Origin of the sequence: Saccharothrix obliqua, assembly GCF_019375475.1 — a bacterium.
GTDB classification, from domain to species: domain Bacteria; phylum Actinomycetota; class Actinomycetes; order Mycobacteriales; family Pseudonocardiaceae; genus Actinosynnema; species Actinosynnema obliqua.
Map to the genome: position 1 here is coordinate 1 of NZ_JAHXGQ010000007.1, position 15247 is coordinate 15247.

General features: G+C 73.4%; 14 protein-coding genes. 2 read left to right on the forward strand and 12 right to left on the reverse strand.

Annotation, left to right across the window (positions count from 1 at the left end; translation table 11 throughout):
- Positions 1-399: 399 nt before the first annotated feature.
- Entirely contained in the window at positions 400-1671 is a 1272-nt protein-coding gene (tyrS, locus tag KZQ38_RS21910) for a tyrosine--tRNA ligase (protein ID WP_219444036.1), read from the reverse strand.
- A gap of 167 nt (positions 1672-1838) precedes the next feature.
- Between tyrS and KZQ38_RS21915 the strand changes: the two genes are divergently transcribed.
- On the forward strand, positions 1839-2357 hold the full coding sequence (locus KZQ38_RS21915) for an EF-hand domain-containing protein (protein ID WP_219444038.1): 519 nt from the start codon (positions 1839-1841) through the stop codon (positions 2355-2357).
- On the opposite strand, the gene KZQ38_RS21920 is transcribed toward KZQ38_RS21915, so the two are convergent.
- From KZQ38_RS21920 to argC, 8 genes are all read right to left on the reverse strand, one after another.
- On the reverse strand, positions 2354-2956 hold the full coding sequence (locus KZQ38_RS21920; protein WP_257901982.1) for a DNA-3-methyladenine glycosylase: 603 nt from the start codon (positions 2954-2956) through the stop codon (positions 2354-2356). The two genes, KZQ38_RS21915 and KZQ38_RS21920, sit on opposite strands and share 4 nt — an antisense overlap.
- A gap of 1 nt (position 2957) precedes the next feature.
- Positions 2958-4301: an argininosuccinate lyase gene (gene argH / locus KZQ38_RS21925; protein ID WP_372452275.1), complete on the reverse strand. Its 1344-nt coding sequence runs from the start codon at positions 4299-4301 to the stop codon at positions 2958-2960.
- A gap of 182 nt (positions 4302-4483) precedes the next feature.
- Complete coding sequence (locus KZQ38_RS21930) at positions 4484-4960, reverse strand: arginine repressor (RefSeq protein WP_219444041.1); 477 nt, start codon at positions 4958-4960, stop codon at positions 4484-4486.
- Positions 4957-5883, reverse strand: coding sequence for an ornithine carbamoyltransferase (gene argF / locus KZQ38_RS21935; protein WP_219444043.1), 927 nt, complete (start codon positions 5881-5883; stop codon positions 4957-4959). Before argF ends, KZQ38_RS21930 begins: the two co-directional genes overlap by 4 nt.
- Before the next feature lie 3 nt (positions 5884-5886).
- Entirely contained in the window at positions 5887-7056 is a 1170-nt protein-coding gene (locus tag KZQ38_RS21940; protein ID WP_219444045.1) for an acetylornithine transaminase, read from the reverse strand.
- The gene (gene argB, locus KZQ38_RS21945; protein ID WP_219444047.1) at positions 7056-7943 is read right to left on the reverse strand and encodes an acetylglutamate kinase; all 888 of its coding nucleotides are present in this window, start codon (positions 7941-7943) and stop codon (positions 7056-7058) included. The genes KZQ38_RS21940 and argB overlap by 1 nt, the downstream gene beginning before the upstream one ends.
- Positions 7940-9136, reverse strand: coding sequence for a bifunctional glutamate N-acetyltransferase/amino-acid acetyltransferase ArgJ (gene argJ, locus KZQ38_RS21950; RefSeq protein WP_219444049.1), 1197 nt, complete (start codon positions 9134-9136; stop codon positions 7940-7942). Before argJ ends, argB begins: the two co-directional genes overlap by 4 nt.
- Positions 9133-10155, reverse strand: a complete 1023-nt coding sequence (gene argC, locus KZQ38_RS21955; RefSeq protein WP_219444050.1) for an N-acetyl-gamma-glutamyl-phosphate reductase — start codon at positions 10153-10155, stop codon at positions 9133-9135. The genes argJ and argC overlap by 4 nt, the downstream gene beginning before the upstream one ends.
- Before the next feature lie 93 nt (positions 10156-10248).
- Between argC and KZQ38_RS21960 the strand changes: the two genes are divergently transcribed.
- Positions 10249-10896: an HAD family hydrolase gene (locus KZQ38_RS21960; RefSeq protein WP_219444051.1), complete on the forward strand. Its 648-nt coding sequence runs from the start codon at positions 10249-10251 to the stop codon at positions 10894-10896.
- Here the strand turns inward: KZQ38_RS21960 and KZQ38_RS21965 are convergent.
- The 3 genes from KZQ38_RS21965 to pheS form a co-directional block, all read right to left on the reverse strand.
- The gene (locus KZQ38_RS21965; RefSeq protein WP_219444052.1) at positions 10865-11362 is read right to left on the reverse strand and encodes a hypothetical protein; all 498 of its coding nucleotides are present in this window, start codon (positions 11360-11362) and stop codon (positions 10865-10867) included. The two genes, KZQ38_RS21960 and KZQ38_RS21965, sit on opposite strands and share 32 nt — an antisense overlap.
- Before the next feature lie 308 nt (positions 11363-11670).
- On the reverse strand, positions 11671-14148 hold the full coding sequence (gene pheT, locus KZQ38_RS21970) for a phenylalanine--tRNA ligase subunit beta (protein ID WP_219444053.1): 2478 nt from the start codon (positions 14146-14148) through the stop codon (positions 11671-11673).
- A 3-nt stretch (positions 14149-14151) separates the two neighbouring features.
- A complete protein-coding gene (gene pheS, locus KZQ38_RS21975) occupies positions 14152-15219 on the reverse strand; it encodes a phenylalanine--tRNA ligase subunit alpha (protein WP_219444054.1) in 1068 nt (355 codons plus the stop codon).
- Positions 15220-15247: the final 28 nt, after the last annotated feature.

The following is a 15247-nucleotide window of genomic DNA, read 5'->3' on the forward strand; positions in this document are numbered from 1 at the left end:
TTACTGGCTATTCGGCACGCTGTTGAGTTCTCAAGGAACACGCGCTCATCATCACTCACCGCTCGCGCGGCTCGATCCGAGGCTTGTGCTTCAGAAAGTTGTTGGTGAAACCAGACGCCCTGGCCGGAGCGGCCACTCGGTGGCCTCGGCTGGGTCTTCCCGTTTCGCGGTCACCCACTCTACCACACTGGGCGGGAGCTTGGTTCGTGACCTGCCGCGCTCCGTTCCGGTTTTCCCGGCCCGTTCCGCGCTGGCAGAGAGAAAGTTACACGCACCCGACGTGGAGGTCAAATCGGGGGCGCAGGGCGGCCGCACGGGCTGAAACCGCAGGTCAGCAGCCCGTGCAGCACTCGCCACCACGCTATCCGACCCACCCTGCGCACAACAGTGTGACCGCGATCACACCCGAACGCGCACGCCGGCCGTGTTCCGCTTGCCGCGACGCACCACGAGCCACGTCCCGTGCAGCAGGTCGGCGGGGGCGGGCCGCCACTCCTCGTCGGTCACCTTCACGTTGTTCACGTACGCGCCGCCCTCCTTGACGGTGCGCCGCGCCGCGCCCTTGCTGTCCGCCAGCCCGGAGACCACCAGCAGGTCCACGACGGTCGGCCCGTCCGCCAGGACGACCTCGCCGGTCGGCGCCTCCGCCATGGCCGCCCGCAGCGTCGCCTCGTCCAGCTCCCGCAGCTCGCCCCGCCCGAACAGGGCCTGGCTCGCCGCGATCACCTGCCGCGTCTCGTGCTCGCCGTGCACCAGGTTGGTGAACTCCTCGGCGAGCCGCTTCTGCGCGGCGCGCAGGTGCGGCGCCTCGGCGGTCTGCCGCTCCAGCTCCGCGATCTCCTCGCGCGTCAGGAACGTGAACAGGCGCAGGTAGCGCACGACGTCCGCGTCGCCGACGTTCACGAAGAACTGGTACCAGGCGTACGGCGAGGTCATCTCCGGGTCGAGCCACACGTTGCCGCCGCCGGTGGACTTGCCGAACTTGCGCCCCTCGGAGTCGGTGACCAGCGGCGCGGTCAACGCGTGCACCGACCGGCCGTCGACCTTCCGCACGAGGTCCACGCCGCCGACGATGTTGCCCCACTGGTCGGAGCCGCCCACCTGGAGCCGCGTGCCGTACTCGCGGCTGAGCCGCAGGTAGTCGTGCGACTGGAGCAGCAGGTAGCTGAACTCGGTGTACGACATGCCGTCGCCGTCGAGGCGCCGCTTGACCGTGTCCCGGGCCAGCATCACGTTGACCGAGAAGTGCTTGCCGACGTCGCGGAGGAAGTCGAGCACGGACAGGCCCCTGGTCCACTCCAGGTTGTTGACCACGATCGCGCCGGTGTCACCGCCGAACTCCACGAACCGCTCCAGCTGGCCGCGGATGCGGTCCGCCCACTCGGCGACGGTGTCCAGCGGGTTGAGGGCGCGCTCGGCGCTGTCGCGGGGGTCGCCGATCGTGCCGGTCGCGCCGCCCGCCAGGACGATGGGCCGGTGCCCGGCCCGCTGGAAGCGCCGCAGCATGAGCAGCGGGACGAGGTTGCCGGCGTGCAGGCTGGGCGCGGTCGGGTCGAACCCGGCATAGAGGGTGAGCGGACCCGCGTCGAGATCCCCGCGGAGGGCGTCGAGGTCGGTGGACTGCGCGATCAGGCCGCGCCAGGACAGCTCGTCGAGGATGTGCTCACTCACGGGGAGCCATTCTCCCCTACCTGGTCAAAGCGGTTTCCGGCGGTGCGGCGGCGGTGGGGCCCGGCACGGCCGGCGCTACCCAGGGTCACCGCAAGATTCACTCGGGTGAGGAAAAATCGCCCCGGTGGCCAATTGTCGTGGAGCGCCGAGGACGCCACGTTGGCGTGGTGGCGAGCGACTTGCAGAAGCGGAAGAGCGCCATCGTGTTCCGCGCGATGGACGCCAACGACGACGGTTACCTGGAACGAGCGGACTTCGAGGCGCTCACCGAGCGGTGGGCGGGCATCCGCGACGGCGACGGCACGCGCCTGCGCGAGCTGGTGATGAACTGGTGGGACACGCTGCGCTCGGCGTCGGACGAGAACCGGGACGACCGGGTCACGTTCGACGAGCTGCTGTCCGTGGTGGACAACCTGGGCACCATGCTGGACCTGGTGGTGGCCACGGCGGAGTCCATGTTCGAGGCGGTGGACGAGGACGGCGACGGGGAGATCTCGGCCCCCGAGTACGGCCGGTTGATCCGGGCGTGGACGGGGGCGGACACGCCGACCGACGCCGTCTTCGCCCGGCTCGACCTGGACGGCGACGGGCACATCTCGAAGGGCGAGTTCGCCCGGCACTGGGTGGAGTTCTGGGCGGGTGACGACGAGGACGCGCCGGGCACCCACGTGTTCGGCGAGGTCTAGCCGACGCGGGTGCGGCGCGTCCCCCGGCGGTAGGTGCTCACGGCGGGTGAGTCGACCCAGAACCGCCACGGCACGTCCACGGCGACGGCGACGCCCACGCGCGGCCCGGTGCGGATCTCGGTCACCGGGTCGCCCGCGAGCAGCCGCACCGAGGAGTCGGGCGAGGTCAGGTCGACGCCGTTGTGCGCGCGGTCGAGGCCCAGCACGCTGGTGAGGCGTGCCGGGCCCTTGGCGAGTTCGGCGGTGCTGCGGGCGGAGGGGCGGCGCAGGCGCGCCAGCTCCTCCCCCGCGACCACCTCGCCCGCGCGCAGCAGCACGGCGCCGGGCACGCCGTCGGTCAGGCAGACGACGTTGGCGCAGAAGTGCATCCCGTACACGAAGTACACGTACAGGTGACCTGCCGGACCGAACATGACGTCGTTGCGCGGGGTGCGGCCCCGGTAGCAGTGCGACGCCGGGTCGTCGCCACCGCGGTACGCCTCGACCTCCACGACCCGGACGCCGACCACCCCGTCGGGCGTGGTGCTCTCGATCACCGAGCCGAGCAGCAGCCGTGCGGCGTCGACGGGGTCGATCGACAGCTCCTGCTCGGTGAGCAGGTCACCCACGGCGGGCCGACCGGGCCTTGGCGCGCAACCGCGTGAGCTGTTCGGCGACGCGGGCGGGCGCGGTGCCGCCGTGCCCGTCCCTGGACGCGATGGAGCCCGCCACGGTCAGCACGTCGCGCACCTCGGGCTTGAGGTGCGGCGAGATGCCCTGGAACTCGTCGTCGGTGAGCGCGTCGAGGCCGACGCCGCGTGCTTCGGCGACGCGCACGCACTCGCCCGCGGCCTCGTGCGCGACGCGGAACGGCACGCCCTGGCGGACCAGCCACTCGGCGATGTCGGTGGCGAGGGTGAACCCGGCGGGGGCGACCTCGGCCATCCGGTCGGTGTCGAACCGCATCGTGGCGATCATGCCGGTGAGCGCGGGCAGGAGGAGTTCGAGCTGCTCGACGGAGTCGAACAGGGGCTCCTTGTCCTCCTGGAGGTCGCGGTTGTAGGCCAGCGGCTGGGCCTTGAGGGTGGCCAGCAGGCCGGTGAGGTTGCCGATGAGGCGGCCCGCCTTGCCGCGGGTCAGCTCGGCGACGTCGGGGTTCTTCTTCTGCGGCATGATCGAGCTGCCGGTGGCCCAGGCGTCGTCCAGGACGGCGAACCGGAACTCGGCCGTGGTCCAGATGATCACCTCTTCGGCGATCCGGGACAGGTCGACGCCGATCATGGCCAGCACGAACGCGATCTCGGCCGCGAAGTCGCGGGACGCGGTGCCGTCGATGGAGTTCTCGACGGACGCGGTGAAGCCGAGTTCGGCGGCGACGGCGGCGGGGTCGAGGCCGAGCGAGGACCCGGCCAGCGCGCCGGCGCCGTAGGGCGAGGAGTCGGCACGCGCGTCCCAGTCACGCAGGCGGTCCACGTCGCGCAGCAGGGCCTGGCCGTGCGCGAGGAGGTGGTGCGCGAGCAGCACGGGCTGGGCGGACTGGAGGTGCGTGCGGCCGGGCATGACGGCGGCGGGGTGCGCGGCGGCCTGGTCGGCGAGGGCGTCGACCACGTCCAGCACGCCCTCGGCGAGGCGGCGCGCGGCGTCACGCAGCCACATCCGGAACAGGGCGGCGACCTGGTCGTTGCGGGACCGGCCGGCGCGGAGCTTGCCGCCCAGCTCGGGGCCCGCGCGCTCGATGAGGCCGCGTTCGAGGGCGGTGTGGACGTCCTCGTCGGCGAGCACGGGCGTGAACGCGCCGGACGCCACGTCGGCGTCCAGGGCGTCCAGCGCGGCGAGCATCCGGTCCAGTTCGTCCGCCGTGAGCAGGCCGGCGCGGTGGAGGACGCGGGCGTGCGCGCGGGAGCCCCTGATGTCGTAGGGGGCGAGTCGCCAGTCGAAGTGGGTCGACGCCGACAGCAGGGCCATGGCGTCGGCCGGTCCGCTGGCGAACCGCCCGCCCCAGAGTGCAGTCACTTGTCCGGATTCCTGTTCGCGGCGGCCCAGGCCGCCCTGGTCGTGGGTTGCGGGTTCGGCACGCGCGGTGGTCGACGCGACCGCGCCGGGGAGCTTCGCACACGGCGCGGGTCCGGCCGTCGCCGGGGCGGGGGTCAGTCGCCCTCGGCCAGTGCGGACACGCGGGCCGCCAGCTCGGCGCCGGTGAGCGGTTCGCGGGCGACCACGAGGATGGTGTCGTCGCCCGCGATGGTGCCGACGATGTCGTGCAGCGCGGCCCGGTCCAGGGCGCTGGCCAGGAACTGCGCCGCGCCCGGCGGCGTGCGCAGCACGGCGAGGTTGGCCGAGGAGTCGACCGACACCAGCAGCTCGGCGAGGACCCGCTCCAGCCGGGAGGTGCCGCCCTGCACGCCGCGCACGGGGCTGCCGTCCTCGGGGATCACGTAGACCGGCGCGCCGCCGTCCGCGCCGCGCAGCTTGACCGCGCCGAGTTCGTCCAGGTCGCGCGACAGCGTGGCCTGGGTGACCTCGATGCCCTCCGCGGCCAGGGTCTTCGCCAGCTCGGACTGGCTGCGGATGGCGCGCTGCCGCACGAGTTCGACGATGCGGGCCTGGCGGGCGGTGCGGGTCACCGCGAGTGCTCCAGCAGCCACACCAACAACGCCTTCTGGGCGTGCAGGCGGTTCTCGGCCTCGTCCCACACGGCGCTGTCCGGGCCGTCCAGCACCTCGTCGGTGATCTCCCAGCCGCGGTGCGCGGGCAGGCAGTGCAGCACGGTGGTGCGCACGCCGGTGGCGGCGACGAGGTCGGCGTTGACCTGGTACGGCCGGAACGGGCCGACGCGGTCGCGGCCGTCGTTCTCCTGGCCCATGGACGTCCAGGTGTCGGTCACCAGCACGTCCGCGCCGTCCACGGCGGCCTTCGGGTCGGTGATCACCTCGACGCCGCCGCCGGTGTCGGCGGCGCGCTTGCGGGCGTCGTCGAGGACCCACGGCGCGGGCAGGAAGTGCTCGGGCGCGGCGATGCGGACGTTCATGCCCGCGGTGACGCCGCCGAGCAGGATCGAGTTGGACATGTTGTTCGCGCCGTCACCGAGGTAGGTGACGGTGAGGCCGGCGAGCCCGCCGTGCACGCGCCGGATGGTCTGGAGGTCGGCGAGCACCTGGCACGGGTGGAACTCGTCGGTGAGCGCGTTGATGACCGGGATGCGCGACACGGACGCCATGGCCTCGATGCGCTTCTGCGCGAACGTCCGCCACACCACGGCGTCCACGTACCCGGACAGGATGCGGGAGGTGTCCTCGATGGTCTCCTCGCGGCCGAGCTGCATGGAGCGGCCGTCTATGATCACCGGGTTCCCGCCGAGCTGGGCGATGCCGACCTCGAACGACAACCGGGTGCGGGTGGAGTTCTTCTCGAAGATCACCGCGACCGACTTCGGCCCGGCGAGCGGTTTCGGGCTGAACCGGTCGGCCTTGAACTCGTCGGCGAGGTCGAGCACCGCGGTCTGCTCGTCGGGTGACAGGTCGTCGTCGCGCAGGAAGTGCCGCACCATGGCTCAGGACTCCTCGGCCGGGGACAGGAACGACGGGAGGTCCGCCACCAGCCGGTGGGCGTCCTCTTCCGCCAGCACCAGCGGCGGCGCCAGCCGCAGCACGTCGGGTTGGATGGGGTTGACCAGGTAGCCGGCCCGCCGCGCGGCCGCCGCGGCCTTCGCCGAGACCGCCTCGCGCAGCGTGATGCCGAGCAGCAGGCCGGCTCCCCGCACACCGGTGACCAGCGGGTGCCCGAGGGCCTCCACCCCGGCGGCGATCTCCTTGCCGACGGCGGCGGCGTGCTCCAGCAGGCCGTCCGCCGCGATGGTGTCGAGCACGGCGAGCGCGGCGGCGCAGCACACCGGGTTGCCGCCGAAGGTGGTGCCGTGGTGACCGGGTTCGAACAGGTCCTTGGCCGGGCCGAAGGCGAGGCACGCGCCCAGCGGCAGCCCGCCGCCGAGGCCCTTGGCCAGCGTCATCACGTCCGGCGTGATGCCGACCTGCTGGAAGGCGAACCAGCTGCCGAGCCGGCCGACGCCGGTCTGCACCTCGTCCAGCACGAGCAGCGCGCCGTGCCGGGCGGTGATCTCGCGGGCGGCCTGGAGGTAGCCCTCCGGTGGCACCACCACGCCCTGCTCGCCCTGCACGGGTTCCACGATGAACGCGGCGGTCTCGTCGTCCACGGCGGCGGCCAGCGCCGCCACGTCGCCGTACGGCACGTGCCGCACGCCCGGCACCAGCGGTTCGAACGGGGTGCGCTTGCCGGGTTGGCCGGTGAGCGCGAGCGCGCCCATGGTGCGGCCGTGGAAACCGCCCTCGGTGGCGACGACCTTGGTGCGGCCGGTGCGCCGGGTGAGCTTGAACGCGGCCTCGTTGGCCTCCGCGCCGGAGTTGCAGAACACCACGCGGCCGTCGAGGCCCGCGAGGTCGAGCAGGCGTTCGGCGAGCTTGAGCGCGGGCTCGTTGATGTAGAGGTTGGAGGTGTGGCCGAGCTTGCCGATCTGCGTGGTGACGGCGGCGACGACGGCGGGGTGCGCGTGGCCGAGCGCGTTCACCGCGATGCCGGTCACCAGGTCCAGGTAGCGGTTGCCGTCGGTGTCCCAGACGTACGCGCCCTCGCCGCGGTCCAGGGTGAGGTCCGGGGTGCCGTAGTTGTTCATCATCGCGGCCTGCCACCGCTGCTGGTCGCTCATCAGCCATTCACCCCATCGGTCGCGTGCGGGGTCACCATGGTGCCGACCCCTTCGGACGTGAAAACCTCTAGCAGCACGGAGTGCGCCAGCCTGCCGTCGATGACGTGCGCCTCCGGCACGCCGCCGCGGACCGCGCGCAGGCACGCCTCCATCTTCGGGACCATGCCGCTGTCCAGGCGCGGCAGCAGTTCCTCCAGGGCGTCCGCCCCGATCCGGTGCAGCAGCGAGCCGCGGTCGGGCCAGTCCGCGTAGAGGCCCTCGACGTCGGTGAGGACCACCAGCTTCCGGGCCCGCAGCGCGACCGCGACCGCGCCGGCGGCCGTGTCGGCGTTGACGTTGTGCACCACGCCGTCCGCGTCGGGCGCGACGGTGGACACGACCGGGATGCGGCCCGCCGCGACGATGTCCAGCACGGCCTCCGGGTTGACGCCCACGATGTCGCCGACCAGGCCGATGTCCACGGGTTCGCCGTCCACCAGCGCGGGGCGGCGGACGGCGGTCAGCAGGTGGGCGTCCTCGCCGGACAGGCCGACCGCGTACGGGCCGTGGCCGTTGATCAGGCCGACGAGTTCGCGCTGCACCTGGCCGACCAGCACCATGCGCACCACGTCCATCGCCTCGGGCGTGGTCACCCGCAGGCCGCCGCGGAACTCGCTCTCGATGCCGAGCCTGCCCAGCATGGCCGCGATCTGCGGTCCGCCGCCGTGCACCACGACCGGGTGCAGGCCGGCGAGCTTCAGGAACACCATGTCCTGCGTGAACGCCCGCTTGAGCCGGTCGTCCACCATGGCGTTGCCGCCGTACTTGATGACGACCGTCGCGCCCCGGAAGCGTTGCAGCCACGGCAGCGCCTCGATCAGCACCTCCGCTTTGGCCCGGGCGTTCACGAGCTGTACGCGCTGTTCTCTTCGACGTAGCCGTGCGACAGGTCGGTGGTGAGCACGGTGGCCTCGCCGGCGCCGAGGTTCAGGTCCACCACGATCGCCACCTCGGGCCCGGACAGGTCGGCCTCGCTCCGGTCGGCGGCCTTGTGGCCGTCCCGGAACAGGGTGACGCCGTTGATCGTGATGCCCAGCGCGTGCTGGTCGACGGTGGCGGGCGCGCGGCCGACGGCCATCGCGACGCGGCCCCAGTTGGGGTCGGAGCCGAACAGGGCGGTCTTGACGAGGTTGTCCTCGGCGACGGTGCGGGCGACCGCGACGGCGTCCGCCTCGGACCCCGCACCGCGCACGGTGATCGCGACCCGCTTGGTGACGCCCTCCGCGTCGCCCTGCAACTGCCGCACCAGGTCGCCCGCCACGGCGGTGAGCACGGCCGCGAACTCCTCCGGCGCGGGCGCGACGCCGGACGCGCCGGACGCCAGCACCAGCACGGTGTCGTTGGTGGAGGTGCCGCCGTCGACGTCGAGCCGGTCGTAGGTCCGCGCCGTGGTGGCGCGCAGCGCCTGGTCGAGGGTGTCGCCGTCGACGACCGCGTCGGTGGTGATGACGCTGAGCATGGTGGCCATGTTCGGCGCGAGCATCCCCGCGCCCTTGACGAACCCGCCGACCGACCAGCCGCCGGGGTGCGCGAGCCACGCCTGCTTGGGGTGCGTGTCGGTGGTCATCACGGCGGTGGCGGCGGCCAGGCCGGCCTCGTCCGTGGCGGCCAGTTCCGCGGCGGCGACCTCGACGCCCGCCGTCAGGCGGTCCATGGGCAGGCGTTCGCCGATGAGGCCGGTGGAGCACACGGCGACCTCGATCGCGCCGACGCCCAGCACCTCGGCCACCTTCTCGGCGGTGGCGTGCGTGTCCTGGAAGCCCTCCGGCCCGGTGCACGCGTTCGCGCCGCCGGAGTTGAGCACGACGGCGGTCAGCTTGCGCTCCTTGAGCACCTGCTGGGACCACAGCACGGGCGCGGCCTTGACCTGGTTGGTGGTGAACACGCCGGCGGCGGCCTGCCCCGGGCCGTCGTTGACGACCAGCGCGAGGTCCGGCGCGCCGGACTCCTTGATGCCGGCGGCCACGCCCGCGGCCCGGAAGCCCTTGGGCGCGGTGACGCCGCGCTCGCGCGTCGGTGCGGTGGGACGGTCGGTCGTCACGGGGCAACTCCAACGGTGGACAGGCCGGTGGTCTCCGGCAGGCCGAGGGCGAGGTTCATGCACTGCACCGCGGCGCCCGCGGTGCCCTTCGCCAGGTTGTCCACCGCCGCCACGACCACCAGGCGGTCCAGGTCGGGGTCGACGGTGACCTGGAGCTGCACCGCGTTCGAGCCGAGCACCGCGCCCGTGGTCGGCCAGTGGCCTTCCGGCAGCAGGTGCGCGAACGGCTCGTCGGCGTAGGCCCGCTGGTAGGCGGCGCGGACGTCGGCCGCGGTCGTGCCGGGGGTGAGCGCGGCGGTGCACGTGGCGAGGATGCCGCGCGGCAGCGGCGCGAGGACCGGCGTGAACGACACCCGCACGGGCGTGCCGGCGGCGCCGGACAGGTTCTGGATGATCTCGGGGGTGTGCCGGTGCGCGCCGCCGACGCCGTACGCGCTGAGCGAGCCCATGACCTCGGAGCCGAGCAGGTTCGGCTTGAGCGACCTCCCCGCGCCGGACGCGCCGGACACGGCGACCACGGTGACGTCGGGCTCGACCAGGCCCATGGCGGGCGCGAGGGCGAGGGACGCGACGGTCGGGTAGCAGCCGGGCACGGCGACGCGGCGCGCGCCCACCAGCTTCTCCCGGTGGCCGGGCAGCTCGGGCAGGCCGTAGGGCCAGCTGCCCGCGTGCGGGCCGCCGTACCAGCGCGTCCAGGCGTCCGGGTCGGTGAGGCGGTGGTCCGCGCCGCAGTCCACCACGAGCGTGTCGGCGTCGAGCCGCGCGGCGATCTCGGCGGAGTGGCCATGCGGGAGGGCGAGGAAGACCACGTCGTGGCCCGCGAGCCGGTCGGGGGTGGTCTCCTCCAGCACCCGGTCGGCCAGGGGCAGCAGGTGCGGCTGGTGCGCGTGCAGCGGCGTGCCCGCGTTGCCGCCCGCGGTGAGCGCGCCGATCTCCACGTCCGGGTGACCGAGCAGCAGTCTCAGCAGCTCTCCCCCGGCGTACCCGCTGGCTCCCGCGACCGCGATCCGAACCGTCATGCGGATAAGTATGCACGGTGATGCAAAGTCACTCAAACGCATTCCCGAAGCGTGATCGGACACACGACGTCGTTCGCCGTTAGCTTGGGCGGCATGCGTGCGGTGATCTTCGACTGGCGGGGCACCCTGGTGCTCGCGCCGACGTTCCGGCGGTGGGCGACCGCCGCGCTGCGCCGGTCGGGCCGCGACGAGACCGCGGCGGCCGACCTCGCCGCCGTGCTCGCCGGGTTGCCGGCGCCGCCGCCGGAGGCCGACGCGGACCCCGTGCTGCACCGGGCGTCCTACTACGGGGCGTTCGCCGCGGCCGGGTTGCCCGACGAACTGGCCGACGCGCTCTACGCGGTCGAATCCGACCCGGCGTTCACGCCGTTCGCGGACGACGCCGCCGCGACCCTGCACGCGCTGCACGACCGGGGCGTGCGCGTCGGCGTGCTCAGCGACATCCACTTCGACATCCGCCCGGCGTTCGCCGGGCTGCCGGTGGACGCGTTCACGCTGTCGTGCGAAACCGGTCTGGTGAAACCCGACCCGGCGGCCTTCCACGCGGCGCTGGCCGCGCTCGACGTCGAGCCCGACGAGGCGCTGGTGGTCGGCGACCGCGCGAGCCACGACGGCGCGGCGGTGGAGGTCGGGATGACCGCCCTGCTCGTGCCGCCGCTGCTGGACGTCGCCGAGCGCCGCCTGCACCGGGTGACGGACCTGGTGGGCCCTAACCGCGGGTGGCGCGGCCCGAGTAGGTGAGCGGGAAGACGGAGTCCTGGCAGGCGTCCGGCACGTCCGGCGAGATCCGCACGACCATCTCCACCTCCACCGAACCCTCCGGCGGGATGGTCACCGGCCGCTCCATCGGCACCACCGTCAGCACCCCGGACGGGCAGTCCGGCACGCGGTTGTGCGCCGCGTCCTGCGGTTGGCCGGGCACGGCCTGGAGGGTGATCACCACGATGTCCACGTGGTTCGGGTTCGACAACCGCACCAGCCGCGCGCCCTCGGCGCCGGGCGTCAGCTCGACCGGCGCGCCGGAGATGTCGTCGATCACGAACGGCTCCAGGTCCGCGACGCCCGCCTCGCCGTTGCTCACCGCGTAGGCCATCGGGGGCAACTGGGGTTCCGGCCACGTCAGGTGCATCGCGGCGACCACGGCGGCGCCCACGCCCAGGATCGTCATCGCGACGGCGACTTCCATCCGCGGTCCCAAGCTACGCATGAGGCAACCTCGCTACGACTGCTGCATCAGGCGGTGGGTTCGCCGCTAGCTCCCCGCCGGACCGGCGACCAGACTCGCCCGGCGGTTCATCGCTTCGCCCCTCGGCCCCAACGGGCCGCGAAGCCAATCTTGGAGAACGTTCAACCTCGGCGCAAGAACCAAGCAGACCCGGAAAGACAGGTACAAAGACCTCTTGACACATCACACCGGGCGACTTGAACAGCACGTTCCCATTAGGTCGGACACCGAGTGTTTCACTCGGCCGGACGAACCCCGGGCCCGCACCACTGCGGACCCGGGGCCGCTCGTCAGCCCCTGAGCACCGCGCCGAACCGCTCCGCCGCCTCGGCGACGGCCGCGTCACGCGCCGCCGTGGCCTCCTCGACGGTCAGCGTGCGGTCCGGTGCGCGGAACCGCAGCGCGTAGGCCAGCGACCGCCTGCCCTCGCCGACCTGGTCGCCCGCGTACACGTCGAACAGCCGCAGGTCCTCCAGCAGCTCGCCGCCACCGGCGCGCAACGCACGCGCCACCTGCTCGGCGGGCACCGAGGCGGGCACCACGACGGCCACGTCCAGCAGCACCGGCGGGTACGGCGACACGACCGGCGCCGGCCGGTGGTCGTCCAGCGGCAACGCGTCGAGGTCCAGCTCGAACGCCACCGACCGCTTCGGCAGGCCCAGCGCCTCCACGACCTTCGGGTGCAGCTCGCCCGCGTGGCCGACCGGCCAGTCGCCCACCCGCAGCTCGGCGCACCGGCCCGGGTGCCACGGCGCGAGCGCCGACGCCACGGCGGTCAGCTCCACGCCGTACGCCCGGCCGACCAGCCGCGCGGCCTCCACCGCGTCCGCCCAGTCCGCGGGCCGGCCCCTGCCCCACCAGCCCGCCTGCTCGCGCAGGCCGGTCAGCACACCCGCCACGTGCACGGGCTGCTGCGGCAGCGCGGCCACCAACGCGGCGACCTGCTCGTCCGACGGCCGCGCACCGGTGCCGACCTCGGGCACGGGCACCTGCTCGGCACGCGGCAGGGTCACCTGCGCCACGGTGTACAACGCGACGTCCTTCGCCCCACGCGCCAGGTTGCGCTGCAAGGTCTCCAACAGCCCCGGCACGAGCGTGGTGGCCAACGCGTGCTTCTCCGCCTCCAACGGGTTGAGCACGCTCAGCACGCGTCGGCGCACGTCGTCCGCGGGCAGCCCGAACGCGTCGAACACCGCGGGCGAGACGAACGGGAACGGCTTGACCTCGACGAAACCGTGCTCGGCCAGCGCGCGCGACACGGTCCGCCGCCGCCGCTGCCGCTCGGTCAGGCCGCGACCGGCGGGCACGGGCGGCAGCGTGGACGGGATCGTGTCGTAGCCCTCCAGCCGCAGCACCTCCTCCACCAGGTCCGCGGGCTGGGTGAGGTCCGACCGCCAGGTCGGCGGCACGGCGGTGACCATGGTCGAGCCGTCGTCGCCGGTGGTGACCTCCACCTGGCAGCCGATCTGGCCCAGCCGCCGCGCCGTGACGCCCCGCGCGTACCGCACGCCCGCCACCCGGTCGGGCAGGTCGATCGGCATCGTCACCGGCGACGGCAGGGTCGGCGCGCCCACGTCCGTGCGACCGGGCTTGATGCTGCCGTCGCCGAACATGTGCAGCAGCCGGGCCGCGCGCTCCAGCGCCACCGGCGCCAGCGCGGGGTCCACGGTGCGCTCGAACCGCTTGGCCGCCTCGGAGGGCAGCTTGTGCCGCCGCACGGTCCGCGCGATCGACGGCGGGTCCCAGTGCGCGGCCTCCAGCAGGATGTCCGTGCTGGTGTCGCGGACCTCGGTGGACGCGCCGCCCATCACGCCCGCCAGCGAGATCACGCCGCTGTCGTCGGCGATCACCACGTCGTCCGGGTCCAGCGCGCGCACCGCGTCGTCCAGCGTGGTCAGCTTCTCCCCCGCCGCCGCGCGCCGCACCACGAGCCCGCCGCGCACGGCGGAGGCGTCGAACGCGTGCAGCGGCTGGCCGAGTTCCAGCATCACGTAGTTGGTCACGTCCACCGGCAGCGAGATGGCGCGGATGCCCGCGAGCATCAGCCGCCGCCGCATCCACCACGGGGTCGGCGCGGTCGGGTCGACGCCGGTCACGCGGCGGGCCACGAACCGGGAGCAGCCCGACGCCGCCTCCACGTGCACGGGCAGCACCTCGCCCTCGGCCTCGGGGATCTCGGCCAGGCCGGGGTCGCCGAACGGCACGTCGAACGCGCACGCCAGCTCACGGGCCAGGCCGCGCACCGAGAACGCGTAACCGCGGTCCGGGGTGGGCGCGACCTCGATGACCGTGTCGCCCAGGCCGAGCAGCTCCACGGCGTCGTCACCGGGCTGCGCGGTGCCGCTGGGCAGCACCAGGATGCCCAGGTGGTCGTCGCCCAGGCCCAGCTCGCGGGGCGAGCAGATCATGCCCTGGCTGAGCCGGCCGTAGGTCTTGCGCTCGGCGATCGCGAAGTCACCGGGCAGCACCGCGCCGGGCAGCGCCACGACCACCGTGTCGCCCTCGACGAAGTTCGTCGCACCGCAGACGATGCCGTTGACCTGGTCCGGACCGACCTCGACGCGGCAGTGGCGGATCGGCTTCTTGAAGCCGGTCAGCTCCTCGATCTCCACCACGCGGCCCGCCACCAGCGGTCCGGTGACCGCGCCGAGCCGGTGGACGTCCTCCACCTCCAGGCCGATCCGCACGAACGCCTCGGCGATCTCGTCGGGCGTCGGGGGCTCGCGGAACTCCAGGTTCTCGACCAGCCAGGTAACCGGGATACGCACCGGTCATGCCTCCGTTCCGAACGGCTGGGTGAAGCGGACGTCGCCCTCGACCATGTCCCGCATGTCGGGCAGGCCGTTGCGGAACTGGAGGGCGCGCTCCAGGCCCATGCCGAAGGCGAACCCGGAGTACACCTCCGGGTCGACGCCGCAGTTGCGCAGCACGTTGGGGTTGACCATGCCGCAGCCGCCCCACTCGACCCAGCCCGCGCCGCCCTTCTTCTCCGGGAACCACACGTCCACCTCGGCGGACGGCTCGGTGAAGGGGAAGAAGCTGGGCCGCAGGCGGGTGCGGGACTGCTCGCCGAACATGGCGCGCGCGAACGCGTCGAGCGTGCCCTTGAGGTGGCCCATGGTCAGCCCCTTGTCCACGGCCAGGCCCTCGACCTGGTGGAACACCGGGGTGTGGGTCGCGTCCAGCTCGTCGGTGCGGAACGTGCGGCCGGGGCACACCACGTAGACGGGCGGCTCGCGGTCCAGCAGCGTGCGCGCCTGCACGGGGCTGGTGTGGGTGCGCAGCACCAGGCCGGAGTCCTGGGGCGCCACGTAGAACGTGTCCTGCATGGTGCGCGCCGGGTGGTCCTTGCCGAAGTTCAACGCGTCGAAGTTGAACCACTCGACTTCCACCTCGGGGCCCTCGGCGACCTCGTAGCCCATGGCCACGAACACGTCGCCGACGCGCTCCGCGAGCGTGGTGATCGGGTGCCGCGCGCCGCGCGGCACGCGGTCCCACGGCAGCGTGACGTCCACCGACTCCTCGCGCAGCACCCGCTCGTCGCGCTCGGCCTGGAGCACGGCGCGGCGCTCCTCGAACGCGAGCTTCACCGCGTTCTGCGCCTCGTTCACCCGCTTGCCCGCCTCGGCCTTCGCCGCGGGCGGCAGCGCGCCGATCTCGCGGCGCGCCAGCGGCACGGGGGCGCGGTCGCCCAGGTGGCCCGGCTTGGCGGCGGCCAGCTCGTCGAGGTCGGCCGCCCGTGCGAACGCCTCCCGCGCCTGCGCCACCGCCTGGTCGAGCGCCTCCGGTGAGAGCGCCGCGACCTGCTTCGGGTCGTACGGGTCGTTGGCTCCGGACATCGTTGGTGGACAGCTCCCGTCGCGTGCC

Coding starts and splice junctions, on each gene's coding strand:
- KZQ38_RS21960 (WP_219444051.1), top strand. CDS start 10,249: ATGCGTGCGGTGATCTTCGACTGGCGGGGCACCCTGGTGCTCGCGCCG.
- KZQ38_RS21965 (WP_219444052.1), bottom strand. CDS start 11,362: ATGCGTAGCTTGGGACCGCGGATGGAAGTCGCCGTCGCGATGACGATC.
- argH (WP_372452275.1), bottom strand. CDS start 4,301: ATGGCCCTGCTGTCGGCGTCGACCCACTTCGACTGGCGACTCGCCCCC.
- argC (WP_219444050.1), bottom strand. CDS start 10,155: ATGACGGTTCGGATCGCGGTCGCGGGAGCCAGCGGGTACGCCGGGGGA.
- argF (WP_219444043.1), bottom strand. CDS start 5,883: ATGGTGCGGCACTTCCTGCGCGACGACGACCTGTCACCCGACGAGCAG.
- pheS (WP_219444054.1), bottom strand. CDS start 15,219: ATGTCCGGAGCCAACGACCCGTACGACCCGAAGCAGGTCGCGGCGCTC.
- KZQ38_RS21940 (WP_219444045.1), bottom strand. CDS start 7,056: ATGAGCGACCAGCAGCGGTGGCAGGCCGCGATGATGAACAACTACGGC.